Source organism: Streptomyces gamaensis (assembly GCF_042656465.1).
GTDB classification, from domain to species: Bacteria; Actinomycetota; Actinomycetes; order Streptomycetales; family Streptomycetaceae; genus Streptomyces; species Streptomyces gamaensis.
Genome location: NZ_JBHSPB010000011.1, coordinates 21,886 through 47,954, shown reverse-complemented (window position 1 = coordinate 47,954; position 26,069 = coordinate 21,886). Strand labels below are relative to the sequence as shown.

20 protein-coding genes and 1 pseudogene are annotated in these 26,069 nt (G+C 72.5%); 13 read left to right on the top strand and 8 right to left on the bottom strand.

Going from position 1 to position 26,069, the window contains the following annotated elements:
• Positions 1-16: 16 nt before the first annotated feature.
• A complete protein-coding gene (locus tag ACFP1Z_RS18955) occupies positions 17-1,450 on the bottom strand; it encodes a HAMP domain-containing sensor histidine kinase (RefSeq protein WP_390317631.1) in 1,434 nt (477 codons plus the stop codon).
• Entirely contained in the window at positions 1,447-2,190 is a 744-nt protein-coding gene (locus tag ACFP1Z_RS18950) for a response regulator transcription factor (protein ID WP_390317630.1), read from the bottom strand. The genes ACFP1Z_RS18955 and ACFP1Z_RS18950 overlap by 4 nt, the downstream gene beginning before the upstream one ends.
• 124 nt (positions 2,191-2,314) lie before the next feature.
• Between ACFP1Z_RS18950 and ACFP1Z_RS18945 the strand changes: the two genes are divergently transcribed.
• The 12 genes and pseudogenes from ACFP1Z_RS18945 (at position 2,315) to ACFP1Z_RS18890 (ending at position 15,687) form a co-directional block, all read left to right on the top strand.
• Positions 2,315-2,953, top strand: a complete 639-nt coding sequence (locus ACFP1Z_RS18945; protein WP_390317629.1) for a hypothetical protein — start codon at positions 2,315-2,317, stop codon at positions 2,951-2,953.
• Positions 2,954-3,352: 399 nt separating this feature from the next.
• Positions 3,353-3,559 carry a hypothetical protein gene (locus ACFP1Z_RS18940; protein ID WP_390317628.1) on the top strand — a complete coding sequence of 69 codons (207 nt, stop codon included), beginning with the start codon at positions 3,353-3,355 and terminating at the stop codon, positions 3,557-3,559.
• Positions 3,560-3,621: 62 nt separating this feature from the next.
• On the top strand, positions 3,622-5,751 hold the full coding sequence (locus ACFP1Z_RS18935; RefSeq protein ID WP_390317627.1) for a hypothetical protein: 2,130 nt from the start codon (positions 3,622-3,624) through the stop codon (positions 5,749-5,751).
• Positions 5,748-6,803 (top strand): hypothetical protein, encoded by a 1,056-nt coding sequence (locus tag ACFP1Z_RS18930; RefSeq protein ID WP_390317626.1) that lies wholly within the window; start codon positions 5,748-5,750, stop codon positions 6,801-6,803. The genes ACFP1Z_RS18935 and ACFP1Z_RS18930 overlap by 4 nt, the downstream gene beginning before the upstream one ends.
• Before the next feature lie 31 nt (positions 6,804-6,834).
• Positions 6,835-7,938 (top strand): ferritin-like domain-containing protein, encoded by a 1,104-nt coding sequence (locus ACFP1Z_RS18925; protein ID WP_390317875.1) that lies wholly within the window; start codon positions 6,835-6,837, stop codon positions 7,936-7,938.
• A gap of 68 nt (positions 7,939-8,006) precedes the next feature.
• A complete protein-coding gene (locus ACFP1Z_RS18920) occupies positions 8,007-9,173 on the top strand; it encodes an inositol-3-phosphate synthase (RefSeq protein ID WP_390317625.1) in 1,167 nt (388 codons plus the stop codon).
• The gene (locus ACFP1Z_RS18915) at positions 9,173-10,087 is read left to right on the top strand and encodes an SCO3242 family prenyltransferase (protein ID WP_390317873.1); all 915 of its coding nucleotides are present in this window, start codon (positions 9,173-9,175) and stop codon (positions 10,085-10,087) included. Before ACFP1Z_RS18920 ends, ACFP1Z_RS18915 begins: the two co-directional genes overlap by 1 nt.
• On the top strand, positions 10,084-11,148 hold the full coding sequence (locus tag ACFP1Z_RS18910; RefSeq protein WP_390317624.1) for a sugar phosphate isomerase/epimerase family protein: 1,065 nt from the start codon (positions 10,084-10,086) through the stop codon (positions 11,146-11,148). The genes ACFP1Z_RS18915 and ACFP1Z_RS18910 overlap by 4 nt, the downstream gene beginning before the upstream one ends.
• Positions 11,145-11,846, top strand: coding sequence for an EboA domain-containing protein (locus ACFP1Z_RS18905; protein ID WP_390317623.1), 702 nt, complete (start codon positions 11,145-11,147; stop codon positions 11,844-11,846). Before ACFP1Z_RS18910 ends, ACFP1Z_RS18905 begins: the two co-directional genes overlap by 4 nt.
• A complete protein-coding gene (locus ACFP1Z_RS18900; protein WP_390317622.1) occupies positions 11,816-12,691 on the top strand; it encodes a TatD family hydrolase in 876 nt (291 codons plus the stop codon). Before ACFP1Z_RS18905 ends, ACFP1Z_RS18900 begins: the two co-directional genes overlap by 31 nt.
• Positions 12,692-12,736: 45 nt before the next feature.
• A pseudogene (gene eboE / locus ACFP1Z_RS18895) lies at positions 12,737-13,618 on the top strand (metabolite traffic protein EboE); the annotation flags it as partial.
• A gap of 629 nt (positions 13,619-14,247) precedes the next feature.
• On the top strand, positions 14,248-15,687 hold the full coding sequence (locus tag ACFP1Z_RS18890) for an alkaline phosphatase family protein (RefSeq protein ID WP_390317621.1): 1,440 nt from the start codon (positions 14,248-14,250) through the stop codon (positions 15,685-15,687).
• Here the strand turns inward: ACFP1Z_RS18890 and ACFP1Z_RS18885 are convergent.
• Positions 15,668-17,260, bottom strand: a complete 1,593-nt coding sequence (locus ACFP1Z_RS18885; RefSeq protein WP_390317620.1) for an FAD-dependent monooxygenase — start codon at positions 17,258-17,260, stop codon at positions 15,668-15,670. The genes ACFP1Z_RS18890 and ACFP1Z_RS18885 overlap by 20 nt on opposite strands.
• Positions 17,261-17,464: 204 nt before the next feature.
• Here ACFP1Z_RS18885 and ACFP1Z_RS18880 point away from each other — a divergent pair, with 204 nt between their 5' ends.
• On the top strand, positions 17,465-18,364 hold the full coding sequence (locus tag ACFP1Z_RS18880) for an NAD(P)-dependent oxidoreductase (RefSeq protein WP_390317619.1): 900 nt from the start codon (positions 17,465-17,467) through the stop codon (positions 18,362-18,364).
• A gap of 85 nt (positions 18,365-18,449) precedes the next feature.
• Here the strand turns inward: ACFP1Z_RS18880 and ACFP1Z_RS18875 are convergent, their stop codons facing one another.
• Genes ACFP1Z_RS18875 through ACFP1Z_RS18855 form a run of 5 tightly spaced genes read right to left on the bottom strand, consistent with a single transcriptional unit; the run spans position 18,450 to position 26,059 of the window.
• Positions 18,450-19,826 (bottom strand): glutamine synthetase family protein, encoded by a 1,377-nt coding sequence (locus ACFP1Z_RS18875; protein WP_390317618.1) that lies wholly within the window; start codon positions 19,824-19,826, stop codon positions 18,450-18,452.
• Complete coding sequence (locus ACFP1Z_RS18870) at positions 19,823-21,613, bottom strand: IucA/IucC family protein (protein ID WP_390317617.1); 1,791 nt, start codon at positions 21,611-21,613, stop codon at positions 19,823-19,825. The genes ACFP1Z_RS18875 and ACFP1Z_RS18870 overlap by 4 nt, the downstream gene beginning before the upstream one ends.
• Entirely contained in the window at positions 21,610-22,896 is a 1,287-nt protein-coding gene (locus ACFP1Z_RS18865; RefSeq protein ID WP_390317616.1) for an MFS transporter, read from the bottom strand. The genes ACFP1Z_RS18870 and ACFP1Z_RS18865 overlap by 4 nt, the downstream gene beginning before the upstream one ends.
• Positions 22,893-24,284: a lysine N(6)-hydroxylase/L-ornithine N(5)-oxygenase family protein gene (locus ACFP1Z_RS18860; protein ID WP_390317615.1), complete on the bottom strand. Its 1,392-nt coding sequence runs from the start codon at positions 24,282-24,284 to the stop codon at positions 22,893-22,895. Before ACFP1Z_RS18860 ends, ACFP1Z_RS18865 begins: the two co-directional genes overlap by 4 nt.
• Positions 24,281-26,059, bottom strand: a complete 1,779-nt coding sequence (locus tag ACFP1Z_RS18855; RefSeq protein ID WP_390317614.1) for an IucA/IucC family protein — start codon at positions 26,057-26,059, stop codon at positions 24,281-24,283. Before ACFP1Z_RS18855 ends, ACFP1Z_RS18860 begins: the two co-directional genes overlap by 4 nt.
• Positions 26,060-26,069: the final 10 nt, after the last annotated feature.

Sequence of the window (26,069 nt, the reverse complement as noted above, 5' to 3'; positions counted from 1 at the left end):
GGGAGGCGCCCCCGGGTCACCCCGCCCGTGTCCGTACGCCCCGGCGGCTTCCGCCGCGTTCCGCGCGGCGGCCGCGTGGGCCTCGGGTGCGGTGGGAACGGCGGCTGCCCCTCGGGGGGTTCGCGTCGCGGGGGATGCGCACGCTGATCTCCGCGCCGCCGAGGACCGCCGAGCGGCCGACGGCGATGTCGCCGCCCGCCGACTCGGCCAGCCGGCGCACGATGTCGAGGCCGAGGCCCGTGGAGCCGGGGCGGTCGCCGTCGTTGCCGCGCCGCAGGGCCGCTTCCGGGTCGGCGATGCCCTCGCCCGCGTCGGAGACGAGGACGATGACGCTGCCCTCGCCCGGGTGCACGTCGACCGCGAAGGCGGTGCCGGGCGGGGTGTGCCGGAAGACGTTGCCGAGCATCACGTCGAGCGCGGAGGCCAGTTCGGCGCGGGGCACGGGCAGGTGCACGGGCTCGGTGACGCCGGCCAGCCGGGTCTCGCGCTCCTCGTCCTCGGCCAGCGCGGACCAGAACTCCATGCGTTCGCGGACGACTTCGGCCGCGTCGCAGCCCGTGACGTCCACGGCCGGGCCGTGGGTCCGGGGCCGGTGCGCGCGGGCGGTACGGATGATCGTGTCGACCTCGTGCTCCAGCTGCTCGACGGCGGCCCTGGTCTGTTCGGCGGCCGGTCCTTCGCCCAGGGAGGCCGCGTTCAGGCGCAGTACGGTCAGCGGGGTGCGCAGCCGGTGGGAGAGGTCGGCCGCCAGCTCGCGCTCGTTCTCCAGCAGTTCGACGACCTGGTCGGCCATGGAGTTGAACGCGACGGCCGCCGAGCGCAGTTCCGTCGGCCCTTCCTCCGTCACGCGTTCGGCGAGCATGCCCTCGCCGAAGCCCTGCGCCGCGTGCGCGAGCCGTTCGGCGGGCCGCACCATGCGGCGGCCGAGCCGGTCGGCGACGGCCACGGCGCCGACGAGCAGGGCGCCCGCGACCCCGGCGAGTACGAGCCAGGCGGAGCCCACCCCGGCCGTGGTCTCCCCCTTGGGCACGAACACTTCGACGACGGCCATCCGCCCGGCCTCCAGGGCGATGGGCTGGAGCACGACCCAGCCGCCCTTGACCGCCGCCCGGGACAACTGCCCGTGGTGCCGGGCCGTTTGGACGTCCTCGGTACGGGCCCGGCTCTCGCCCAGGTCCCGCGCGTTGCCGCCGGACGTGCCCGGATCACCGGGCAGGTGCACCGCCATGCGCCGCTGGGCGCCGGACTGGGTGGAGGCGATCGCCCGCTCCAGCTGCTGCCGGTCGGTGGTGACGGTGAGGACGGGGCCGATCGTGGCGGCCTGCCGTTCGGCGTTGGTGAACGCCTTGTTGCGGGCCATGTCCTGCACGGCGACACCCAGGGGCACCGCGAAGGCGGCCACGACCATGACGGTCACGGCCAGGCACACGCGGACCAGCTGCCACCTCACGGGCCGTGGAGCGCCGTGGGGGCGGGGAGGGCCGGGGCTTCGAGCTTGATGCCCACGCCCCGGACGGTGTGCAGATAGCGCGGCCGGGCCGCCGTCTCCCCGAGTTTCCGGCGCAGCCAGGACAGATGGACGTCGATGGTCTGGTCGTCGCCGTACGCCTGCTGCCACACCTCGCTCAGCAGGGTGCGGCGCGAGACCACCACGCCGGGCCGCCGGGCGAGGAAGGCGAGGAGGTCGAATTCGCGGCGGGTCAGGTCGAGGAAGTTCCCGGCGAGTGCCGCTTTCCGGCGCGAGGCGTCGATGCTGAGGTCGCCCACGCGGATCAGTTCGTCGTGCGGCTCCTGCACACCGCCGGCGCGTGCCGATTGCTGCGGAGCGCACTGGGTACGGCGCAGTACGGCACCCAGCCGTGCGGAAAGCTGCTCCACCGAGAAGGGCTTGGTGAGATAGTCGTCGGCGCCGTTGTTGAGGAGCCGGACGATTTCGGCTTCGTCGTCGCGCGCGGTCGCGATGATCACGGGGATGTCGGTGACGCCCCGCATCATCTTCAGCGCCTCCGCCCCGTCGAGATCGGGCAGGCCCAGGTCGAGGATGACGACGTCCAGGTACTGGGCCGCCACTTCGCGCAATGCCTCAAGTGCTGTTCCGACACTGCGAACCGTGTGGTGCGCTTCGGAGAGATGGCGGATGAGCGCGGAGCGCACTGCCGGATCGTCTTCGACTACGAGCACGCTTGCCATGGGCGGAAGTGTACGGCACTTTGTGGCGGGGGCGTTGTACGGGTAACCGCTGTAAGCGAATGGGGAATTCTCAGTCGCGGTATCGGATTACCCATGGTCACCGGGCTCCGGATAATGTGGTGGAATGCGACGAGGATTCCTGCGCAGTTCGGTCTGGCTGCTGGCCATGGGGGCTGCGGTCGCCGTGTCCTGGTGGGGAATACGCGGGGTGATGTCGGGGACGCTGGGGGATCCGCCGCACGCGCTCGTGATCGACGGGAAGGGGAACTCCGCCGATGACGGCCCCGTGGCGGACGCGCCGTCCTCCGCCGCCGCGCCGGGTGCGTCCCCTCTGGCCTCCTCCGCAGGTGGCGGCACGCCGAACTCCGCGACCGGTACGCCTTCTTCGGGGCCTTCCTCTTCCGGGCGCCCGGCGGGGCCCTCGCAGCACACCCCGGGCGGCGCGACTCCCGGGGCGGCGTCCCGGACGCCGGGTTCCGGCCCGTCGTCGCGGAATTCCTCCGCTCCGCCGCCGCACCGGGACCCGCAGGGCGGCGGATCCGTCAAGCCCGTGGACGTCGACGGCGGCCGTGTCGTCTTCGACATGGGGGCCTCGTCGGCGACCCTGGTCTCCGCGACGCCCGCCGCCGGCTGGCAGATGCAGACCTGGGACCAGAGCGGCCAGGGGTGGATCCGGGTGACGTTCACGAAGGGGTCGCGGGAGATCTCGGTGTTCTGCACGTGGCACGACCATCCGCCGATGGTGGAGACGCAGGGGGCGTGAGCGGCGGCCGCCCGTCGCCTCCCCGCCAATTGCGCGGCCTCCGTGCCGCCGGCCCGGAGGCCGGAAAGCGCCGGGGGAGGTATGCGGTCCCCGTCGGGATCGGGGGCACGTCCGGTGTGGAGAATCCGGTCGCGGTGTGAATGCCCCGTGAGGGGCCGGTTCTCTCGGGGAGTCGAGGCGCTGGACAGCGGATCGGTCCGAAGCCCCGCCTTACTTACCGACGTTCTAGTCGGATTTCGTGGTGCCTTCCGGAAACCTTCGGTCCCGGGACCGCGTACTGGCCGGTTCCGCTTGGCACAGGCCCGGCTCAAACGGCACTCGCGGGCTGTTGCCGACGGAGTGTCGGCGCAAGGCTGTGCGCTCTTGGCTTCCGTCGACGGACGAAAGGCGGTGTGGCACATGGTCGGGGATCTCAAGTCCATCGCGGGGATGCACCGGAACCGTGGGGCGGCGCGTGTCGAGAAGCGTGGCCGGCGCCTCGTGGTCGAGCTCACGCGCGAACAGTACGAGGCGCTGGAGAAACGGGGCGGGGGCGCCGAGGTCCGCCTCGTGCTGAACGTGGGCGGGGAGACCGTGGGCACCTTTCCGGTGCGGCTCCCGGACTGAGCGCCGGAGGCACCGGCACGTATCCGAACTCCTCTGGTTTCACCTCTGCTTGGGAGGGAACTGTGAGCGTACTTTCCGTTCCGCGCCTGTTCTTCAAGGGCGCGGCCACATGGACACCGGCGACCGGCAACAACAACGACCAGTGGCCGGTCTACGACTTCGTGAACAACGAGCTGAACTGGCCGTTCCTGGAGCAGTACGGCATCACCCCGGACAACGTCCGGGACAAATTCCCGCAGTGGGCCCTTCAGTTGCAGCCGTTCGACGACGGGCAACGCACGTGGGTGCAGAACCCCGGCGAGTGGGGCTACTTCGGCGGCATGGAGTGGTATCTCCACGACGGCTCGGCGAACACGACCATCACCGGGGCGCAGCAGGCGTACGGAGCCGATCTGGTGACGGGCGGGGATCCGCTGATCAACGCCGTGATCGACATCGCCGGTGACGCCTTCCCCGGGCACAGCACGTTCAACACCGCCGGACGCATCGTCGACAACAACCCGGACGCCTGGTGGGGGACGAACTTCTACCTGCGCAAGGTCAGGGTGGGCACGTCCACCGCGCCGGAGTGCTACCTCGTCGGCGATGTCGCGCCGGGATCGTACGCGAATTCCCGGTGGATGAGCCTGCAGCGCAACCTCAATGAGGACGGTGAGCTCCAGATCGCAGGCGTCGGCGGTGCGGTGCTTCAGGTGTGTCTGCCGAAGGACACCCTGGACTTCGGGACCCAGTCGGGACTCCTCCAGGAGTTCAAGCAGAAGGTCCAGGACGCGGACTGCCAGGGGCTCATGGTGCGATGCACCGTGTACATGACGCAGTACTTCACGGCGGATGTGTTCGCCGACTGCAAGAAGATCCCGGACACCGGTTCCGGTCCGGACGAGCGGCTCTCGTGCCAGTACGCGAAGCTGACCGCGCTGTGGGACAGTCAGATCGAGGCGGGGCTGACGCCCTCGCAGAATCCGTGTGTTTCCAGGGTGGTTGGGACCATCGGGCTCTGGCACAAGGACGATCCGCTGACCAGCGCACCCGGTGGCCGAATTCTCCTGCCGCAGCAGGCGTACGACGCACCCGGGGGGGTGTGTCGATACCTCGGGCCCGCCGCACTCGAAGTCCATTCCACGGAGAACCGCGTCACCATCGATCTCGGCAACACCATCCCGGAAATCAACTCCACGGGAGAGAAGAAGAATTTCGGGAGCCTGGAGCTGAAGCTGCGGATCCCCGGATCGGACACGCTGAAGGACGTCGCGACCATCGACCCAGACCGCTACGACAAGGACTGGTACGAATCGCACGCCGGCCTCGTCGATCTCAGCCTCCCGGCTTCGCTGCCGGTCGAGACCGCCGACTTCGAACTGCATTACCGGCCGTCATCCAGCGTGGACCCGATCGTGGTACTGCGCGAGAGCCAGTTCACGACCGAGACGGACCAGCGAAGCATCTATCTCGATCAACACGGCACAGCCCACTTGACCGTGCACGTCAGGCAGCGCGGGCAGATACCCCAATCCGCGGTGCGGCTGCGGCTTCAGCAATACATTCCCTACCCGACGCCTCCCCTCGCCGGTGGTGAATCCTGGCAACTGCCAACAGCGTCCAAGGACAGGGGTCCGGTGGTCGCGTTCCAGAGCGACATCGAGGTTCCGGCGGGCTCGGGCCAAGCGACCATCGACATCACGCCGGTCAAGCCGGGCTGCGCGACTATCGCCTTCTTCCCGTCACTGCTGGAAGCCATCGACCCGCCCAATACGGTCGGCCCGTTCGTGCAGCCGCCAGGGGTGCCACATGTGGGGCCCTGGGACGCCGCCGTCAACTCCGTCTCCTACACCTGCGTCCGGGTCCTCCCCTTCCACGACGGCCTGCCCGAACAGTTCAACCAGGCATGGCAGCGCCAGTACTCGCCCCAGGACGCCTGGGACTTCCTCTACAAGAACGTCCTCTACACCCACGACGTGCTCTACCCCGCCATGAAGTACTACGCCTCCCTCGACCTGGGCGACAAGGACTCCGTGGACCGCAACATCGACCAGATCGTCCAGCTCGCCGAACCCGCACTCGCCGCGCAGGGTTCGACCCTTTACATGCCCGTCACGCGGGAACTCTCCGCCGGCCAGCGCGAGGTCCTCAAGAGGTACCAGACCCTCGTGCACAACGGCTGGAAGCACATGAAGCTTGAGGAGATGCAGTGACCGGGAAGGACAGCGACACCGTCGTCGGAAGCGTCGCGGGCGCCACGGTCGTCGCCGCCTCGGTGGACACCGGACGTACGGTCCTCAAGGCGCACGACGCCTTCGTCGACCAGCAGAGCCCCTTCGACCGGCAGGCCCGGCTCAACCTCCGGCCGGAGGTCGCCACGGTCACCGTGGACGCCTATCTGGACTACGTGGCCAACCAGGTCATTCCCTGGACGGACGACGAGACAGCCGCCCTCAGGGACATCGCGACCGAGATCAACACCCTTTTCGCGTCCTGGTCGTTCACCCTTCCGCCAGAGGTCCGGCTCGTGAAGACCACCGGCCAGGAAGAGGGGCGCGCCGCCTACACCCGGCACGTGGACACGATCGTCATTCCGGCCGGCAAAGTCGAGACGCTGCTCATGGCGTCGCCCGACAGCGATCCGCTGTTCCCCGCCCGGAACACCACGAGCCTGCGGAACATCCTGATCCACGAGTTCTTCCACCTGATCAGCAAGAACAACCAGGCCCAACGGGACACGCTCTACCGGTCCATCGGGTACACCCGGCTCGACAGTCCCGTACAACTGCCGGACGTGCCCTGGCCCGACGCTTCCTCGAAGACGTCGATGCCGGCTCTGAAAATCACCAACCCGGACACCCCGCTCCTCGACGTCCGTATCTCCCTCGACGTCCCGAAGTTCCCCGGCGAAGGGCCGGAGTCGGGCACCGTGACCCGCGAACTGCTCCCGGTGCTCCTGGCGAAAGGGCCGTACGAAGGAGGCAACTTCTTCCAGTACCTCCAGTGGTACTTCATGGCGATCGAGCAGTCCGGCGACGCATGGATCCCGGTGCTCGACGCCGGAGGCCGGCCGCTCATGTACCTCGTCCCGAACGACCCGGACCCCAAACCCGCGTGGTGGGACCAGTACCTCCAGAAGATCGGTCGCAACACGGACTCCGAACTCTTCCACCCCGACGAGGTCATCGCGCAGAACTTCGTGTTCTCGGCGCTGCTGCCGACACCGGAGCTGCTCGCCGGTATCGACCGTGTGCTCACCAAGTGAACCCGCCCGGCACAGGGAGGAAGTGACCGTCATGCTGCGCAAACCGCCGCCCAGTGAGCCCCCGCCGATTACGGACATCGAGACCCTCCGCGACAAACTCCAGGACGCCATCCAGCTGGAATTCACCACTATCCCCGCCTATCTGTCGGGGTGGTACTCGGTCAAAAACCGCAGGGACGACAAGTTCCAGGACTTCGCCGAGGCCATCCAGTGGATCGTCGTCACCGAGATGCGCCACATGTCGATCGCCTGCAACATCCTGATTGCCTTCGGCGGTACACCGGAGATCGCCAAGCGTGCCCCGGTGTACCCCTGCGCGATCCCGGACATGGACCAATCCGGGCTGGTCCACCTGATGGGCTACGGTTCCGACTTCGTGAAGCTGGGGCTGTTCATAGAGAAGCCGGCCAGCCCGCCCCCCTGTCTCAAGGTCCGCGGCGGAGTCGACCGGAATCGGCTTCCCGGTGGGATCCCCAGGCTGGTCGACCCCTACCCGTCCATTGGCGCGTTCTACAGCGCTCTGATCACAGCCCTTGACGGAGGCATCCCGAACATCGAGCAGTACCTCGATCCTCAGTCGCTCCCACGGCAGTACATCCGGTTCGGCGGCCAGGACTACATCGGGGTCGACAGCGTCAAGCAGGCCGTCGCGCTGATGCACGACATCATCGACGAAGGAGAGGGATCGGACAACCAAGACGGCCACTACGACCTCTTCGACGAGAACGGCGATCTGTCCCACTTCTACTCGTTCGCCGCGCTCAAGAACGAGCAGGGCTACACACCGGGAGACGACCCCTGCAAGCCCAGCGGACCCGCGCTGACCCGGTTGCCCAAGCCCGGGGACGTCGTGAACATCCCGTCAGACCCCATGATGTGCAAGTACACGGACTATCCCGATGCCTGGAAAGCCGCCGACGCATTCAACCAGTTCTACGCCAGGATCGTCGACGACCTGGACACCGGCTTCAAGAGCCACCCGCACCAGATCGACTCCGCCATCGGCCGCATGCATCAGCTCGAAGCCCTCGCGGACAAGGTGCTCGCACAGAAACTGGCCGGCGACACCTTCGCCGCCCCCACCTTCGAGCTCAAGCCCTACCGCACCGAGCCCCCGCAACTCCCCAAGCGCTGAGTCACGCCCCACGGCGGAGCCCCGGCTCCGCCGTTCCCGCTCGGCAACCGCCCGCCCCGGAGGAAGACTTGCCCGCAACACCGCCCAGAACGGGCGTCTGGCTGATCGGAGCCCGAGGCTCCGTCGCCACCACCACCGTCCTCGGCGCCGCCGCCCTCCGGGCCGGTCTCGCCGAGCCCACCGGCTGCGTCACCGAACAGCACGGGTTTCCCCAGGAGCACCTCCCACCGCTCGGCTCACTCGTCTTCGGCGGCCACGACATCACCGACACCCCGCTCCCCAAGAGGGCCGCCGAACTCGCCGCGTCCGGCGTCTTCCCGGAGCGATTCCTCGCCCCGCTCGAAGACGAACTCGCCACCGCCGACAGGGAGATACAGCCCGGCCACCAGGGCGCAACCACCGCCCCCCAGGCCCGTACCGCCGACGCCCTCTCCGCCGACCTCACCGCCTTCCGCGACCGCCACCGCCTCGGCCGCGTCGTGGTCGTCAACGTCGCCTCCACCGAACCTCCCGCCCTCCCCCGCCCCGAGCACCACGACCTCGCCACCCTCCGACGTGCCCTGCGCAGCAGACCCGATGTACTGCCCCCCAGCTCGCTGTACGCCTACGCCGCCCTGACCGCCGGCTGCCCGTACATCGACTTCACCCCCTCGACCGGGCTGCGGCTGCCCGCCCTGGACCAGCTCGCCGGTGAGCTACGCCTGCCGTACGCGGGCAGCGACGCCAAGACGGGCGAGACGCTCCTCCAGTCCGTGCTGGCCCCCATGTTCGCGATGCGGGCGCTGCGCGTACGGGCCTGGTCCGGCACGAATCTGCTGGGCGGCGGGGACGGGGCCACCCTCGCCGACCCACGAGCCGCGCTCAGCAAGACCTCCTCCAAGCGGAGCGGGCTGGGCCGCATGCTGGGGCGCCCCGTCGAGGGGGAGGTGCACATCGACTGTGTGCCCTCGCTCGGCGAGTGGAAGACGGCCTGGGACCACATCGCCTTCGAGGGCTTCCTCGGGACGCGGATGAGCGCCCAGTTCACGTGGCAGGGCTGCGACTCGGCGCTGGCCGCGCCGCTGGTGCTGGACCTGGTCCGGCTGGTGGCGGCCGCGCACGCGGCGGGGGCCTCCGGGCCGCTCGGGGCGCTCGGGTTCTTCTTCAAGGACCCCGTCGACTGCGCGGATCACGGTCTGGCGGCCCAGTACGCGCGGCTGCTCCGCTTCGCGGCCGATCCGGGAGCGATCTCGTGATGCGGCTCCCTGCGCCCGTACGGGCCGCGACCGCGCTCGCCCGTACCCCCGCCGTACGCGCCGCCGCCGAACTCGTCCGGGCGCCCGCCGCCCTGACCGTCCCCGGCGACAGCCTCGCGGGCGCGGTGGCGGCGGGCCGTGAACTCGGGGCCGCCGCAGTGCCGTTGACGGCCCTGTCCTCCGTCGCCCTCTACTGGGCGGGCATGGCCCTCAACGACTTCGCCGACCGCGAGACCGACGCCGACGAACGGCCCGCGCGCCCGATCCCGTCCGGCCGTGTCACCCCGGGCGCCGCGCTGGCCCTCGCCACCGGGCTGACGGGCGCGGGCCTGGCCCTGGCCGGGGCGGCGGGCGGGCGGCGTACGCTCGCGGTCGCCGTGCCGCTGGCCGGCACGGTGTGGGCGTACGACCTCGTCGCCAAACAGCATCCGCTGGCCGGTCCCGCCACCATGGCGGCAGCACGGGCGCTGGACGTGCTCATGGGCGCGGGCTACGGGCGGCTGCGTGCCGCGCTGCCGGCGGCCGTGGCCATCGGCGCGCACACCCTGGTCGTCAGTGTGCTCAGCAGCCGTGAAGTGGAGGGCGCCGAAGCCCCGTTGCTGTGCGCGACGCTCGCCGCCACCGGGGGCGTCACCGCGCTGGCCGCCGTCCCCGGTCCGTATCGCGGCGGCCCCCGGCAGGCGGTGCGCGCGGCGGCGCTCGGCCTGTACACGGCCGGGTTCGGAGGGGCCCAAGCCACGGCCGGCGGCCGTGATCCGCTGCGGGTGCGGCGGGCCGTGGCGGCGGGCATCGCCGGTCTGCTGCCGCTCCAGGCGGCGTGCGCCGCCCGCGCGGGCGCGGCTCCGGTGGCCGCCGGGCTGCTGGCCGTACTGCCCCTGACCCGCCGGCTCTTCCGGAAGGTGTCGCCCACATGACCGCGCCCGACAGAACACCCCGCACGACCGCCCGGCCCACGCCCCCGTCGACCACACCGCCCCGAACCGGCCCGGCCACCTCCCGCGCGAGCGGGCCCGGCACGCCTCCCCCCGGCCCGGCAGCCTCCTGCACGAGCGAGCCCCGCACCACCGCGCCCCGCCCGATCCCGCGTGACCGGACCGCGCCCGGCACCACCCCGCCCGGCGCCGCCGGGCTCCGTTTCGGCTACGGCACCAACGGATTCGCCGGGCACCGGCTGGCCGATGCCCTGTCCCTGCTCTCCGACCTCGGCTACCAGGGGGTGGCGCTCACCCTCGACCACTGTCATCTCGACCCCTTCGCACCCGGCCTGCCGCAGCGGGTCGCCTCCACCGCGCGGCAGTTGGAGCGGCTCGGGCTCGCCGTCGTCATCGAGACGGGCGCCCGGTATCTGCTCGACCCCTGGTACAAGCACGCCCCCACACTCCTCGACGACGATCCGCGACGCCGCAAGGAGTACCTCGCGCTCGCCATGCGCGTGGGCGCCGACCTCGGGGCGGAGGCCGTCTCCTTCTGGAGCGGCGCGCCCGCGCCCGGCCTCTCGCCCGTGACCGCCCGGCAGCGGCTGCTCGACGGCTGTGGCTGGGCCGTCGAGGAGGCCGAACGGCACGGCGTGGTGCTCGGGTTCGAGCCGGAGCCGGGGATGCTCGCGGACACGCTGGACTCCTATTTCGAGCTCAGCGCCGGGCTCGGGGATCCGCCCCGGTTCGGGCTGACGCTGGACATCGGCCACTGCCGCTGCCTGGAGCCGCTGCCCGTACCGGAGTGCGTACGGCGCGCCGGGCCGCGCCTGGTGAACGTCCAGATCGAGGACATGCGTCAAGGCGTCCACGAACACCTGGAGTTCGGCACGGGCGACATCGACTTCCCGCCCGTGCTGGCCGCGCTCGCCGAGACCGGGTACAGCGGGCTGACCAGTGTCGAGCTGCCCCGGCACAGCCACGCCGCGCCCGTGACCGCCGCCGCTTCCCTGGTCTTCCTGCGGGAAGCCGCCGCGCGCGCCCCGCAGGAGGCACGATGAGCTTCGGCAACGCCGCGTCCGTCTCCCCCGCGCGGCTCCGCACCGAACTGGCCGTACGCCTCGACGGCGCTGCCGCCGCCTGGCTGGAGGACGCCGTCGCGGCGGTAGCACGGCAACCGGCCCTGCTGCACCGGCTGTTCCCCGAAGCGGGACGTCGCTGCGGCCGTACCGTGATGGCGGACGAGCCCCTGGTCTGCGGGGGCACACCGGCCGAGGTCCTGTGGTGGACCGTGGACGACGCCGTCCGCGCCCTGCTGCTCGCCGCGGTCCCCTCCCCCGCGCTCTGCCCCGAGGCCGAGGCCCTCTACCACGGCGGGGACGCGGGCGAACGCCGCGCCGTGCTCCGGGCGTTGGGCGCCGTCGCCCCCGGGGGCGGGGCCGTCGCGCTCGCCGCCGACGCGCTGCGCACCCACGACAGCCGGCTGGTGGCCGCCGCCCTCGGCCCGTACGGGGCCCGGCACCTGGACCCGCACACCCACCGGCACGGCGTCCTCAAGTGCCTGCACCTGGGGATCCCGCTGCACGCGATCGCCCTGCCCCGCGCACGCCGCGACGCCGAACTCGACCGCATGGCCCGCGCCCACGCCCGGGAACTGAGCAGCGCGGGCCGTCCCGTGCCCGCCGACCTGTGGCTCCTCGTCCGCCCGCACTCGATACCGGGGAACCGATGCGCATCTTCGACCCGCACATCCATATGACCTCGCGCACCACCGACGACTACGAGGCCCTGCGCGACGCCGGTGTCCGGGCCGTCGTCGAACCCGCCTTCTGGACGGGCCAGCCGCGCACCAACCCCGGCAGTTTCACCGACTACTTCGACTCGCTGATCGGCTGGGAGCCCTTCCGGGCCGCCCGGTTCGGTGTCCGCCACCACTGCACGCTGGCCCTCAACCCCAAGGAGGCCAACGACCCGCGCTGCGTGCCCGTCCTCGGCCTGCTGCCCCGCTATCTGGCCAAGGACCAGGTCGTGGCCGTCGGGGAGATCGGCTACGACTCGCTGACCCCCGAGGAGGACCGCGCGCTGGAGACCCAGCTGGGGCTGGCCGAGGAACACGGGCTGCCGGTGCTGGTGCACACCCCGCACCGCGACAAGGAGACGGGCGTCCGGCGCACCCTCGACGTGCTCCGGCACTGCGGGCTCCCGCCCGAGCGGGTGCTGATCGACCATCTCACCGAGCTGACGGTCGGCCTCGTCGCCGGCTCCGGCTGCTGGATGGGTTTCTCCATCTACCCCGACACCAAGATGGACCCGCGCCGCATGGTCGCGGTCCTCGCCGAGTACGGCACCGAGCGGATGGTCGTCAACTCGGCGGCGGACTGGGGGCGCAGCGATCCGCTGGCCACGTACCGTACGGGGCTGGCGATGCGGGACGCGGGGTTCTCCGCGGACCGCGTCGATGAGGTGCTGTGGCGCAATCCGGTCGCCTTCTACGGGCAGAGCGGGCGGCTCGTGCTGCCGGATCCGGACGCGGACGCGGAGCGGGGGGAGGGCGAGGACCGCTCCGCCACGTACTTGGGGAACTCCGTGCTCCGCGGCCGCTGACTCCCCGCCCTCGCACTCCTTCTTCCACCGGCAGAACGGATCACGATGCGTCTGCGCCATCCCGACGGCAGCACCGTCCACCTCGCGTACTGCACCAACGTGCATCCCGCCGAGGACCTTCCCGGCATCCACCGTCAACTCGCCACGTACGCCGAGCCGGTACGGGAGCTGCTGGGCACCGGCCGGCTCGGCGTCGGGCTGTGGCTGCCCCACGACGCGGCCGAGGCCCTCGACACGGACCCGGCGGCGGTGAAGCGGCTGCGGGCCGAACTCGCCGCGCGCGGGCTGGACGTGGTGACCCTCAACGGCTTTCCCTACCGCGGCTTCCACGAACCGGTCGTGAAACGGGCCGTGTACGCGCCCGACTGGACCGACCCCCGCCGGCTCGCGCACACCCTGCGGCTGGCCCGTGTCCTGGCGGCCCTGCTGCCCGACGACACCCCGCGCGGCAGTGTCTCCACACTGCCCCTCGGCTGGCGGCACCCCTGGACCGCCTACCACCGCCACGCCGCCCACCGTGCCCTGCGTGAACTCGCCGCCGGGCTGGCCGGTCTCGCGGAGACGACCGGCCGGGAGATCCGCGTCGGCTTCGAGCCCGAGCCGGGCTGCGCGGTGGGCACCGTCGAGGACGCGTGCGCCGGCACGAACGCGCTCGCCGGCCTCGACACCCGGTACCTCGGCGTGTGCCTGGACACCTGCCATCTGGCCGTCGACTTCGAGGAGCCCCGCACCGCCCTGGACCGGCTCCGGACGGCCGGACTGCCGGTCGTCAAGGCCCAGTTGTCCAACGCCCTGCAGGCCGACGCCCCGGCGGACCCGGCGGTACGCCGGGCACTGGAGGGCTTCCGTGAGCCGCGCTTCCTGCACCAGACCCGCGCGCAGGGCGGCGCCCGCCGCTGGGACGACCTGGCCGACGCGCTGGACGATGCCGTCGATGCGGGCGCCGGTCACGGATCGCGCCCGGGACCCGGCCCCGGACCGCATGCCGGCGCGGACGCCGGACCGGCCCACGGACACGCCGGGGAACCGGACCGGCGAAGCCGTCGACCCAAGCTCCCCGGCCACGCACAGAGCACCGGACCGGGAGCCGGAGCAGGTGCCGCACGCGCCGTGGAGCCCGACCACGCGCCGAGCTTCGGCCCGGAAGCCGGACCGGACGCCGCACACGCCGCAGAGCCCGGCCACGCGCCGGGCACCGGACCGCAGGCCGGACCGGACGCCGCACACGCCGCGGAGCCCGGCCACGGACCCCGCGCCGGAGCGGGCACCGGTCCGAAGGACGACCCGTGGCGCGTCCACTTCCACATACCCCTGCACCGCGAGCCGGACCCGCCGCTCGCCTCGACCCGGCCCGTTCTCGTCGACGCCATCGGGCGGCTCGTCGGCGGCGCCCATCCGGTCACCGGGCATCTGGAGGTCGAGACCTACACGTGGTCGGTGCTGCCGGAGTCGGCCCGGCCGGCCGGCGAGCGCGGGCTGGTCGAGGGTATCGCCGCCGAACTCGCTTGGGCGCGTGCCCAGTTGCTGTCGCACGGACTGACGGAGGAGACCACGTCATGAGCGTCCCCCGCCCCCGGCCGCTCCTCGTCCTCGACGTGGCCGCTCTCACTCCCCGGCTGCTGCGCCACATGCCCCGGCTGCGTTCGCTCGCCGAGGACGGCGGTCACCAGGCGGCGCTGCGGCCGGTGTTCCCGGCCGTCACGTGCCCCGCGCAGTCGAGCATGCTGACGGGCCTGTCCCCGGCCCGGCACGGCGTCGTCGCCAACGGCTGGTACTTCCGTGAGCTGGGCGAGGTCCTGCTGTGGCGGCAGCACAACGGGCTCGTCTCCGGGGAGAAGGTCTGGGAGCGGGCCCGCCGCCGCTTCCCCGGCTACCGGGTCGCCAACGTCTGCTGGTGGTACGCGATGGGTGCGAGCACCGACATCACCGTGACCCCGCGTCCCGTCTACCACGCGGACGGCCGCAAGTCCCCCGACTGCTACACCGTCCCGCCCGGTCTGCGCGACGAACTCACCGCCCGCTTCGGGCCGTTCCCGCTGTTCGACTACTGGGGTCCGCGTGCCTCGCTCGCCTCGACCGAGTGGATCGTGCGGACCGCCCGGCATCTCCTGCTCTCCCGGGAGCTGGACCTGACGCTCGTCTATGTCCCGCACCTGGACTACGACCTTCAGCGCCACGGCCCGTACTCGCCGCAGGCCGTCGCCGCCGCCAAGGCCCTGGACCGGGCGCTGGCTCCCCTGCTGGATCTGGCCCGTGAGCGCGGGACGACCGTCGTGGCCCTGTCCGAGTACGGGATCACGCCCGTCAGCCGTCCCGTGCACATCAACCGGGCCCTGCGCGAGGCCGGGCTGCTGGCCGTGCACACGCAGGCGGGCATGGAGTACCTCGACCCGTGGACGTCGCGGGCCTTCGCCGTCGCGGATCACCAGGTGGCGCACGTGTACGTCGCCGACCCGGCGGACCTGCCGCGCGTGCGCGCGACGCTGGGCGCGCTGCCCGGTGTCGGGCATGTGTGGGGCGGTCCGGACAAGGCCGCGCACGGGATCGACCATCCGCGCTCCGGGGAGCTGATCGCCGTCGCGGAGCGCGACGCGTGGTTCACGTACTACTACTGGCTGGACGACGCGCGGGCCCCCGACTTCGCCCGGTGCGTCGACATCCACCGCAAGCCCGGCTACGACCCGGCGGAGCTGTTCCTGGACCCCGCCGATCCGCTGGTGCGGCTGCGGGCGGGTGCGGCGCTCGTCCGTAAGCGGCTGGGGTTCCGCTCGGCGCTGTCCGTCGTGCCGCTCGACGCGACGCACGTGCGGGGCAGTCACGGCCGGCTGCCGGAGGATCCGCAGGACGGGCCGGTACTGGTGTGTTCCGGGCGCGGTGTCGTCGCGCGGGCGGAGTACCGGGCGACGGACGTGCCCGGTCTGCTGCTGGACCTCGCGGGGTTCGGGGACCTCTCCCCCAGCGGTCCCCTGCCGGACGTCAGCGGGTCCGGCGCCTGAACCACCGCTGTGCGTAGGCCTCCAGGCCCGGCAGGTCGTCCGTGCGGGTGCGCAGGCCGAGGTAGCCGTCGGGGCGGACGAGCAGCAGGGTGCGGTCGGGGAGCGTGCGGTGCCGGGCCCGGGTGTCGGTGCGCGGGCGGATCCGGAACAGGGCGACCGGTACCGCGTACTGGTCCAGGAGCTCCTGGGCGGCGGCCGCGTGCTGCCGGGTGCCGCCGACGAGGAGCAGGGACCAGCGCTGGTAGGACAGCAGGTCGTGCAGGTGCGCGGGGCCCGTGGTGCTGGTGACGGCGAGGTCGGGTACGCGGTCGCCCGGGCGCGGCCCGGTGCGGTCGCCGCCGGTTCCGGTGGTGGAGAGGGTGCTCGTGCGGTGGTTCCTGGCGAAGTCGCTGAGGAGCAGCGACCCGCGCCGGGAGAGGGTCGCGCTGCGCAGGACGTGCGGCAGGAGGAGGCCGATCGCGGTGAGGGTCGGGCGGTCCGGGGGGAGTTCGAGGATGTTGCGGCGCATGTGGCGCATGACTTCCTGTGCGAGGCGGCGTTGCTCGGTGGAGTAGGTGTCGAGCAACTCCTCGTCGCACCAGCCGTGGTGGACGGCGGCGAGTTTCCAGCCGAGGTTGTGCGCGCCGAGCAGGCCGGTGTTGAGGCCGCGGCCGCCGATGGGGGCCCACAGGTGGGCGCTGTCGCCGACGAGGAGGGCGGGGCCCTGGCGGAGGGTGGCGGCGAGGCGGTCCTGGAAGCGGGAGCGGTTGGCCCAGTGCGGTTCGGTGGGCCGGAGCCGGATGTGGTCGATGCCGGTGGCCCTGGCGACCACGGCGGTCATGTCCTCGGTGGTCGGCGGGGTGGTCGGCGGGTCCTCGGTCCCGGGGGTGGTGTCGGGGCAGAAGGCGAAGAAGCGGATGGCGCCGCCGGGGACGGGGTTGGTGATGAGGGTGACGCCGTGGTTGATGAAGATGCGGGTGATCGGCGGGTGTTGGGGGTGGTCCCAGTCGGCTGTGGCGTTGAGTTGCAGGCATTGGAGGTTGGTGCGCTGTTCCCCTTCGAAGGGGATGCCCAGGGTGGTGCGCAGGAGGCTGCGGGAGCCTTCGCAGCCCACGACCCAGCGGCAGTTTACGGTGCGCGGGGGTCCGTCGGGGCCGTGCAGGTCGATCTGGGCGCCGTGGTCGGCGCGGCGGACGGCCACGGCCTCGGTGGACCATCGCACGTCGGGGCCCAGGCGGCGGAGCCGTTCGTGGAGGACGCCTTCGACGGTGTCCTGCTCGATGGAGAGCGGGCCGGGGAAGGCGGTGTGCGGCATGCGCATGTCCTGGATGCCGGCGAGGTGTCCGCGTACGTGGAACTCGGCTGTGGTCAGGGGCAGTCCGCGGCCGGTCATGGCGTCGGCGCAGCCGAGGTCGCGCAGGGCTTCGAGGGCGCGCTGCCAGATGACGCTGGCGCGTGGTTCGCGTTTGGTGGAGGGTGCTTTTTCGACGACGGTGGTGTCGAGTCCGTAGCGGCGCAGGGCGATCGCCAGGGCCAGCCCGGTGGGGCCGGCCCCGATGACGACGGCGTCCCGCACGTCCTGGAAGGTGTTCACGGAAGGCGGCTCCCTCCCCTTGGGGGGTGACGGCAATGGGCCGTCGTTGTCCTGATTGTGGAGCCGTCTTGTGTTTTGCGGCAATCCCGCCGTTGCTTCGGTAAGCGCATGGAACGTCCCCGTGCGGGGAGTATGAGGGGGAGACGGCTTGTACGGGGGAGTCAGCCGATTTCTCACGCATGCCGTGAGGGGGAGGTGGCGGTCATGAGCGCGCGGGTGACGGTCCTGGGGCTGGGGCCGATGGGCGGGGCACTGGCCGGTGCTTTCCTGGCCGCCGGTCACCGTACGACGGTGTGGAACCGTACGCCGGGCCGGGCGGACGCGCTGGCCGGGCGTGGCGCGGTGGTGGCGCCGTCGGCCGCGGCGGCCCTGGCCGCGAGTCCGGTGGGCGTGCTCGCTCTGGCGTCGTACGACGCCGTCCGCGAGGTCCTCGCTCCGGTGGCCGCCGGGCTCGCGGGCTGCACGCTGGTCAATCTCACCTCGGGTTCCCCGCCCGACGCGCGGGAGACGGCCGCGTGGGCCGAGGCGCGCGGTGCCGCCTATCTCGACGGTGTGGTGATGACGACGCCGTCGGGTGTCGGCGACCCCGACTTCCTTCAGCTGTACGGCGGTTCGCGTGCGGTCTTCGAGACCCATCGCGCCACCCTGGCCGCTCTCGGCTCGCCTGTGCACCTGGGTCCCGACCCGGCCTTGTCCTCCGTGTACGACACGGCGCTGCTGGGCCTGCTGTGGTCCTCGCTCACGGGCTGGCTGCACGGGGTGGCCCTCACGGGCTGCGAGGGCCCCGGCGGAAGTGTCCCGGCGACGGCGTTCACGGAGGTCGCCGGCCGGTACCTGAAGGCGGTCGGCCTGTTCATGTCCGCCTACGCCCCGCAGATCGACGCGGGCCGCTACCCGGCCGCCGGTTTCCCCCTGGACCTCCACCTCATGACCATGGATATCCTCGTCCACGCCAGCGAGCTGGGCTCGGTGTCCACCGGTCTTCCGCGGCTGCTGCGGGAGTTGGCGTCCCGGGCGGTGGCCGCCGGGCACGGCGGGGACAGCTACGCGCGGCTGATCGAGTACGTGCGCGGGGGCGGTGCGGGGGGCGGTGCGGCGGGCTGAGCGCTCCCGGGCGCGCGCCCGCCGCACCGGCGGCCTCCGTCGACCGCCACGGCAGCGGTGACAGCGGAGACAGTGGTGACAGCCGTTACAGCCGCTCGAACCCCCGCACCCGCTCCCAGTCCGTCACCGCGCTCTCGAATGCCTCCAGTTCGGCACGCGCCGCCGTGGCGAGGTGTCCGACGACGTCCTCGCCGAAGGCCTTCGCGGCGGTCTCGCTGTGCTCCCAGCGGCGCAGGGCCTCGGTGAGGGTGCCGGGCAGCCGGGGGACGGCCGGGTCGGCGAGGGCGTTGGAGGCGTGGGGTTCGGGCAGCGGCAGTTCGTTCTCGATGCCGTACAGGCCGGCGGCGATGACGGCGGCCACCGCGAGGTAGGGGTTGGCGTCGCCGCCGGGCACGCGGTGCTCGATGCGCAGGGAGGAGCCGGTGCCGACGACGCGCACGGGGCAGGTGCGGTTGTCGCGGCCCCAGCCGATGCCCGTCGGCGCGAAGGCGCCGGGGCGCAGCCGCTTGTAGGAGTTGATGTTGGGGGCCATCAGCAGGGTGAAGTCGGCGAGGCAGGCGAGCTGTCCGGCGATGAAGTGCCGCATGAGGTCCGACATGCCGTCCTCGGCCTGTGCGTCGGCGAGGACGGGGGTGCCGTCGGTGCCGCGCAGGGAGAGGTGGATGTGGCAGGAATTGCCTTCGCCCGCATCGAACTTGGGCATGAAGGTGACGGCGCGGCCTTCCTGTGCGGCGATCTGCTTGACGCCGTTCTTGAAGAAGACGTGGTTGTCGCAGGTCGTCATCGCCTCGTCGTAGCGGAAGACGATCTCGTACTGGCCGGGGTGGACCTCGGCGCGCGCGGTCTCCATGCGCAGTCCGGCGGCGGTCATCTCGCGGCGGATGCGGCGGACGAGGGGTTCGATGCCGTCGAGGCCCTGGAGGGAGTAGTCGACGTTGTAGCGGGTGGCGGGTTTCAGGTCGTGGTAGTGGTTCTCCCAGGCGGTGGCGTAGGAGTCGTCGAAGACGAGGAACTCCAGCTCGGTGCCGGCGAAGGCGGCCAGGCCTCGGGCGGCGAGCCGGTCGAGCTGTTCGCGCAGGACGCGGCGGGGGGCGACGCGTACGGGGGCGCCGCCGGGCCAGTGCGCGTCGGCGAGGACGACGGCGGTGCCGGGGTCCCAGCCGGGGGTGCGGACGGTGCCGGCGTCGGGGCGCAGGACAAAGTCGCCGAAGCCGGACTGCCAGGCGTCGATGGCGTAGCCGGGGCCGGTGTTCATCTCGGCGTCGGTGGCCAGGAGGTAGACGCAGGCGTTGAAGCCGTTGGCGGCGGCCTCGTCGAGGAAGTAGGGGGCGGCCAGGCGGCTGCCCTGGAGGCGGCCCTGGAGGTCGGGGACGGCGACGACGACCTCGTCGAGGCGTCCGGCCGCGGCCTCGGTGCGCAGCCGGTCGAAGGCGGGGGTGTGCGCGGGGGTGTTCGGGGTCACTTGTCCTCCCCGGTCGTGGCGAGCGGGTTGGCGACGCGGCCGTGGACGACGTCGAAGCCCTCGTCCTTCTCGGCGCGGTCGTGGAAGCCGCCGCCCAGGAGCTGTTCGCGGTTGAGGGCGACGCGGTCGAAGTCGGCGGCGAGGAGGCCGAAGTCGGCGGCGCGGTCGGCGAGTTCGGGGAAGCGGGCGTGGTAGCGGTCGATCTCGGCGCGGACCAGGGCCCAGAAGGTGGTCTCGGGCACGTCGAGGTGTTCGGCCACGAGCGGGGCGAAGAAGCGGAAGTGTCCGGCGAAGACGGCGCTGAGCAGGGAGTGGGCGAGCTCGTGGGCGGGCCAGCGCAGCAGGATGCGGTCGGCGCGTTCGGTGAGGGACGCGTACTCGGGGCGGTTCTCCGGCAGGAGGTTGACGTCCTCGGCGAAGTCCTTGACGGCGATGCCGAGGGGGATGTCGTGGGCGTCGTAGAGGACGACGGTGTTCTCGCCGTGGGGGCAGAAGGCGGTGCCGTAGCGGTAGAGGTAGTGCAGCAGGCCGGGCAGCAGGGCGGCCAGGAAGCGCTCCAGCCAGGCGCGGGCCTCCAGGCCCGAGCGGTCGACGAGTTCGGTGACCAGGGCGCGGCCGTCGGAGCCGGTCTTGAGGAGGGCGGCCATGGTGCGGGCCTGTTCGCCGTCGCGAAGGAGGGCGCCGACGGGTTCGCGCCAGACGGCGCCGAGGAGTTCGTGGAAGCGGTAGGGGGCGTCCTCGACGGCGTCGTACAGGGGGTGGGCGACGCTGACGGCGGCGACCTCGCCGAGCGGGTGGAAGCGCAGTTCCTCGCTCAGGTAGGGGTCGTCGGCGCGGATGCCGTGCAGCCAGGCGCTGACGTCGGGGGCGGCGTGGGTGGGCTCGGTCTTCAGTCCGCGCCACACCAGGGTGTTGCGGATGAGGAGGGGCACCTTGACGTTGCGGCGGTGCGGGTGGTCGAGGTTGGCGAGGGTGCGGATCGACTGCAGGGGGCGGTAGCGGTCGGGGCTCTCGCCGAGCCGGACGATGCGGCCTTCGGCGAGGTAGGAGGCGAAGAGGGTCTCGACGGCCTCGTCCCAGTGGAAGGGGTGGACGGGCAGCCACACGAAGTCGTCGGCCGCGTAGGGGCTTTGGGCGCAGGCCTGCTCCAGGGCGCGGGTGAAGCGCTCGCGGACGTCCTCGTCGAGTTCCTCGCGCAGCAGCGTTCCGGCGTCGAGGCCGGGCACGCCGGAGTAGGCGGCGAGGCTGGTGTGGACGGCGACCCAGGTCAGATGGACGGCGTCGGCGGTCTCGGGCGCGTAGGCGGCGGCGTCGGCGGCGGAGAAGCCGAGGCGGCCCTTGTTGAGGAGCATGCAGGGGTGGCCGTCCTGGTGCGCCTCCAGGTCGAGGTGGTCGAGGTCGGCGAGCTGTGCTGCGGGCAGGGCGCGGGCGAGGGAGACGGCGTCGGTGCGGCGGGTCGCGGTCAGCTCGCGCAGGACCTCGGCGGTGGTGGGGCCGTCCCAGCCGAGCACGCCCCGGGCGTCGAGGAGGAAGCGCTCGGGGCCGGCCTCGCCGTCCTCGGGGGCGGGGTGGCGTACGGGCGGACCGGCCAGGCGCCAGGTGCCGAAGGTGCCGCGCGCGGCGTGGAACGTCCAGTGCGCGCCGCCGTCGAAGTCGAGCCGCCAGGCGTCCTCGCCGGCCGTCTCGTCGGGCTTGGGGGTGAGGAGTTCCTCGTAGGCGAACTCCTCGACGGCCTTGATCAGCAGTCGGCGTCCTGCCTCGGCCCAGGTCTGACGGGTGGCGTTCATCGGTCGTACTCCTTGGCGGGGACAGTGACGGGACGTTCGGGGGCGGCGGGGGCCGGGGGCGGGCCGGTACGGGCCGGGGCGGGGGCGGCGGCCCGCAGGAGGGAGGCGGCGGCGACGCAGCCCAGGGCGGCGGCGGCGATCGTCAGGGGCAGGGCCAGGTCGTGGGTGACGGCGGCGGCCGAGACGAGCGGGGCGGCGAGGAGGCCGGCCGAGCGGACGGTCTCCACGGCGGTGAAGGCGGGTCCGGCGGTGCCCGTGGAGTGGAACATGCGCATTTCCACGGCGACTTGGAGCAGTCCGAGGCCCACGCCGGCGAGGAGGCGGCCGCACACGAGGGGGACGAGCCCGTCGGCGAGGTACTGCCAGACGAAGCCCGCCGCGCACACGACGGCGGCGGCCGGCAGCAGCCGGTGGCCGTACCGGTCGTGGCAGTGGCGGGAGGCGGGCAGGACGGCGAGGGCCGCGAGGGACGGCAGGAAGAAGAGCACGGCGCCGCCGATGGAGCCGCTGCCCATGCCCTCGGCGAGTTCGGTGAAGAAGGGGCGGGCGACCGCGATGGCGAAGTCGAAGGCGACGCCGATCACGGCGGCCTGGGCCAGCAGCAGCCACCAGCGGCGGCCGCCGCGCTGCCGCACCGGGGCGGTGGAAGGTTTCTGCTGCTTGCGTTCGTCCGGGAGCCGGCGCAGGACGCGCACGATCAGCGCGGCGAGCAGCACGTCGACGACGGCGAAGCCGGAGACGCCCAGGCGCGGGTCGGGCAGGGCGAGGACGCCCGCGCCGACCAGGGTCGCGGCGACGGCGGCGACGTGGAAGACGACGACGATGGAGCGTACGGCGGCCAGTTCGGCGTGCTCGGCGTCGCTCTGCTCCTCCGCGGCCTTGCGGGTGTGCTCGGCGATGAACGCCGGATAGGCCAGCAGCAGCGCGGCGTTGGCGGCGACGGAGGCCGCCGACAGGGCGGTGAAGGCGGTGTAGCTGGGTGCGAAGCCCAGCAGGACGTCCACGACGGCCGCCGCGCACAGTCCGGTCACGACGAGCTGGTGCAGGGGGCGGCGGCGGGCCGCGAGCCCCCACAGCGGCAGGGCGATCAGGCCGACGATCCGGCAGACCCACAGGTACAGGCCCGTGGCGCCGGGGTCGTCGATGCCGTAGAGGTGCGCGAAGAGCTGGGGCAGGAACGGGGCGAGGGCGGTCTCGGCGATGAGGTAGAGCGCGATCACCGCGATGAGGACGGCCCGCAGCGGCAGTCCGCGCCGTGCCGTCGCCGGGTGGGCCACGGTCACGACGGGCTGCCGATCGGATCCGGCTGCCGCTCGGCGGTGTACGGACCGTCCTGGTGGGCGGGGGCGGTGCGCGGGGCGCCGAAGGTGGTCCAGGCGGTCTGCTCGGGCACGTCCAGTACGGTGCGCCCGCACACCGCGTTGAGGATCTTCGCGGCGCGCCAGGCGCCGAGGGTCAGGTCGGGGGCGCCGACGCCGTGCGTGTGCGTCTCGGCGTTCTGTACGTACAGGCTGCCGCCGACGCGCGGGTCGAGGGCGACGCGGTAGTCGCCGTCGACGCGGTAGCGCTGCCGCTCGTCCCAGTCGACGAGCTCGCCCATCGCGTCGAGGAAGGCGGGGCGGGTCGCGGCGTAGCCGGTGGCGGCGACGATCGCGGAGGTGCGGACGGTGAACTCGCTGTCCTGCTGGGCGTGGTGACAGGTGAGCAGGTAGCCGTCGCCGTCGGTCTCGACGGCGCGCACCGCGGTCCCGGGGTGCAGGTCGGCGCGCGGGCGGCCGCCGCCGATGGTGCGCTCGTACAGCTCGTCGTGGATCTCGCCGAGGGTGGCGGCGCTGACGCCCTTGTACAGCTGCCACTGTTCGCGCACGAGCTGTTCGCGGCGCTCCTCGGGCAGGGCGCGGAAGTAGTGGATGTAGTCGGGGGTGAAGTGCTCCAGGCCGATCTTGGAGTACTCCATGGGCGCGAAGGCGGGGGTGCGGGCGAGCCAGCGGGTGTACGGGCCGCCCCGGCCCTGGCCGTCCTGACGGCGGATCAGGTCGAGGAGGACCTCGGCGCCGGACTGGCCGGCGCCGATGACGGTGACGTCGTCGAGGGCGGCGAGGCTCTCGCGGTGGGTGCGGTAGTCGGCGCTGTGCAGGACGCGGCCGCGGTGTTCCTCGGTGAGCAGGGGCCGCAGGGCCTCGGGCACGACGGGGTTCGTGCCGACGCCGAGGACGACCTGGCGGGCCAGGACGCGGCCGGTGGTGCCGTCGGCGGAGCGGTGGGTGACGGCGAAGGCGTCGGCGCTCTCGTCCCATTCGACGGCGGTGACGCGGGCGTCGAAGCGGCAGGAGGGGAGGTGTTCGGCGACCCAGCGGCAGTAGTGGTCGTACTCGCGGCGCGGGATGAGGAAGCGCTCGGAGAAGAAGAACGGGAACATGCGCCGGTGCGAGCGCAGGTAGTTCAGGTAGGACCAGGGGCTGGTGGGGTCGGCCATGGTCACCAGGTCGGCGAGGAAGGGCACTTGGAGGGTGGTGCCCTCCATGAGCAGGCCGGGGTGCCAGGAGAACGCGGGTTTCGCGTCGAGGAAGAGGGCGTCGAGGCCGTCGACGCCGTCCGCGAGGGCGGCGAGCGACAGGTTGAACGGGCCGATACCGACGCCGACGAGGTCGTAGGGGGTGTGGGTGCTCAACGCCGGTCCTCCGCGAGGGGGTTGGGAAGGTCGATGTAGACGGACTGGGTGTGTACGTCGCCGACGAGTTCGTCGAGCCCGTCCACGCAGGTGAGGTAGTTGCCCTTGCAGCGCAGCACCGGGGCTTCCAGCAGCAGGTCCAGCAGGCTCTTCGCGCCGGGTTCGGCGGCGCGCAGCTTCTCCAGCCGGGTGCGCAGGACGGCCAGCAGGTCGTGCTCGTCGGCCAGGCCCTGGGCGCCCATGGCGCCGATCAGGCCGAGCAGGTTGCTGATGTACAGGTAGTAGCCGACGCGTTCGTCGACGAAGGCGTCGTCGAAGACGAGCTCGACGCCGTCGGTCGCGCCGGGCAGCAGCTGCTCGATGTCGGCGGCGCGGGAGCGGGTGAGGTAGTAGCCCTGGCTGTCGCGGTACCAGCCGAAGTCGGGCAGTCCGTCGGCGCCGAGGGCGACGAGGGTGTTCTGGTGGTGCGGTTCGAGGGCGATGCCGTAGCGGGCCTGGAGCCGGATCAGGGGGACGGCGAGGACGTCGAGGTAGCGTTCGAGCCAGCGGGCGGCGGCCTCGGCGACGGAGGTCTCGTGAGTGAGGGAGGCGCGCTCGACGGACTCGGCGAGCAGCGAGCGGTGGCGGGGGGCGGTCCCGTCGCCGGGGCCGGTGCGCTCGGCGAGCAGGCCGGCCACACAGAGTCCCTCGCGGCCGTCGCCGTGGAAGGGGTTGTCGCGGATCGCGGTCTCAAGGCCGGTCTCGGCGCCGGAGGTTCCGGCGGAGATCCAGGCGAAGTCGCGCAGGATCGCGAAGTCGGGGTGTTCGGCGCGCAGCCAGTCGGCGGGTCCGGCGGCCAGCAGCCGGGCCGCGCTGACGCCGAGGCACATCTCGCCGCGCAGGTTGTTGCGGCGGGAGTTGGTGATGCGCATGCCCAGGGAGAGTTTGAGCATCACGTCGGCGTCGGGGCGCTGGACGGTGCGGACCGAGGAGGTGGGGTGCCAGGGGGCGCCGCCGGGGCCGAGGGGGATCAGCAGTCCGCCGTCGATGAGTTCGCGGACCTCGGGGCGGCCGGTGATCTCGCGGGCCTGCCAGGGGTGTGCCGGTACGGGCACCATGCCCTCGGGGACGGCGACGCCGTCGGCGAGGGGGCGCAGCACGTCGGCGACGTCGCCCCGGTCCCAGCTCTCGCCGACGACGATGTCGGGGTGGGCGGCGAACCAGTACAGGGCGAAGGAGCCGCGCAGCTCGGGTGAATAGGCGGCGAGTTCGGCCTCGGTGGCCTCCTCGCGGCTCTTGGGCGCGGGGTGGAAGGGGTGGCCCAGGAGCAGGGCCTGTTCGGAGTCGAGGAACGGGGTCGCCCCGGTGGTGTTCGCGTCCTCCGCGCGGCGGGCGGTGAGGTGGGCGGCGACGCGGGCGGCGGAGTTCAGGACGCGGGCGGCGGCGTCGGTGCCCAGGTGGGCGGGCAGGCCCCGGCCGGTGGTGGACTCGCGGACGGCCGCGGAGGCGACGAGGGTGACGTCGGCGGGCGGCGGGGTGTCCGCTCCGGTGCCGAGGACGACGGGTTCGCCGAAGCGGTGCCAGCCGGTGGCCGAGCGGTAGCGGACGGGCACGCTCAGCCGCAGGCCGGTGGCGGGCAGTTCGAGCAGCAGCTCCTCCCCCGCCGGGGGAACCTCGGTGGCGGTCTCGCGGACGTAGGCGCGCAGCAGGGTCTCGGTGGCGGCGGAGTCGGCGGCGCGCAGCGGGTCGGGGTGGTCGAGGGGGTCCGGTCCGGGCGGGTGCGGCGGGAGGGTCATCACGGGGCTT

Bases quoted from the DNA above. Each gene is read 5' to 3' on its own strand.
- ACFP1Z_RS18890 (WP_390317621.1), top strand. From the start codon at position 14,248: ATGAGCGTCCCCCGCCCCCGGCCGCTCCTCGTCCTCGACGTGGCCGCT.
- ACFP1Z_RS18905 (WP_390317623.1), top strand. From the start codon at position 11,145: ATGAGCTTCGGCAACGCCGCGTCCGTCTCCCCCGCGCGGCTCCGCACC.
- ACFP1Z_RS18925 (WP_390317875.1), top strand. From the start codon at position 6,835: ATGCTGCGCAAACCGCCGCCCAGTGAGCCCCCGCCGATTACGGACATC.
- ACFP1Z_RS18940 (WP_390317628.1), top strand. From the start codon at position 3,353: ATGGTCGGGGATCTCAAGTCCATCGCGGGGATGCACCGGAACCGTGGG.
- ACFP1Z_RS18915 (WP_390317873.1), top strand. From the start codon at position 9,173: ATGCGGCTCCCTGCGCCCGTACGGGCCGCGACCGCGCTCGCCCGTACC.
- ACFP1Z_RS18950 (WP_390317630.1), bottom strand. From the start codon at position 2,190: ATGGCAAGCGTGCTCGTAGTCGAAGACGATCCGGCAGTGCGCTCCGCG.
- ACFP1Z_RS18870 (WP_390317617.1), bottom strand. From the start codon at position 21,613: ATGAACGCCACCCGTCAGACCTGGGCCGAGGCAGGACGCCGACTGCTG.
- ACFP1Z_RS18855 (WP_390317614.1), bottom strand. From the start codon at position 26,059: ATGACCCTCCCGCCGCACCCGCCCGGACCGGACCCCCTCGACCACCCC.
- ACFP1Z_RS18910 (WP_390317624.1), top strand. From the start codon at position 10,084: ATGACCGCGCCCGACAGAACACCCCGCACGACCGCCCGGCCCACGCCC.
- ACFP1Z_RS18880 (WP_390317619.1), top strand. From the start codon at position 17,465: ATGAGCGCGCGGGTGACGGTCCTGGGGCTGGGGCCGATGGGCGGGGCA.
- ACFP1Z_RS18900 (WP_390317622.1), top strand. From the start codon at position 11,816: ATGCGCATCTTCGACCCGCACATCCATATGACCTCGCGCACCACCGAC.
- ACFP1Z_RS18945 (WP_390317629.1), top strand. From the start codon at position 2,315: ATGCGACGAGGATTCCTGCGCAGTTCGGTCTGGCTGCTGGCCATGGGG.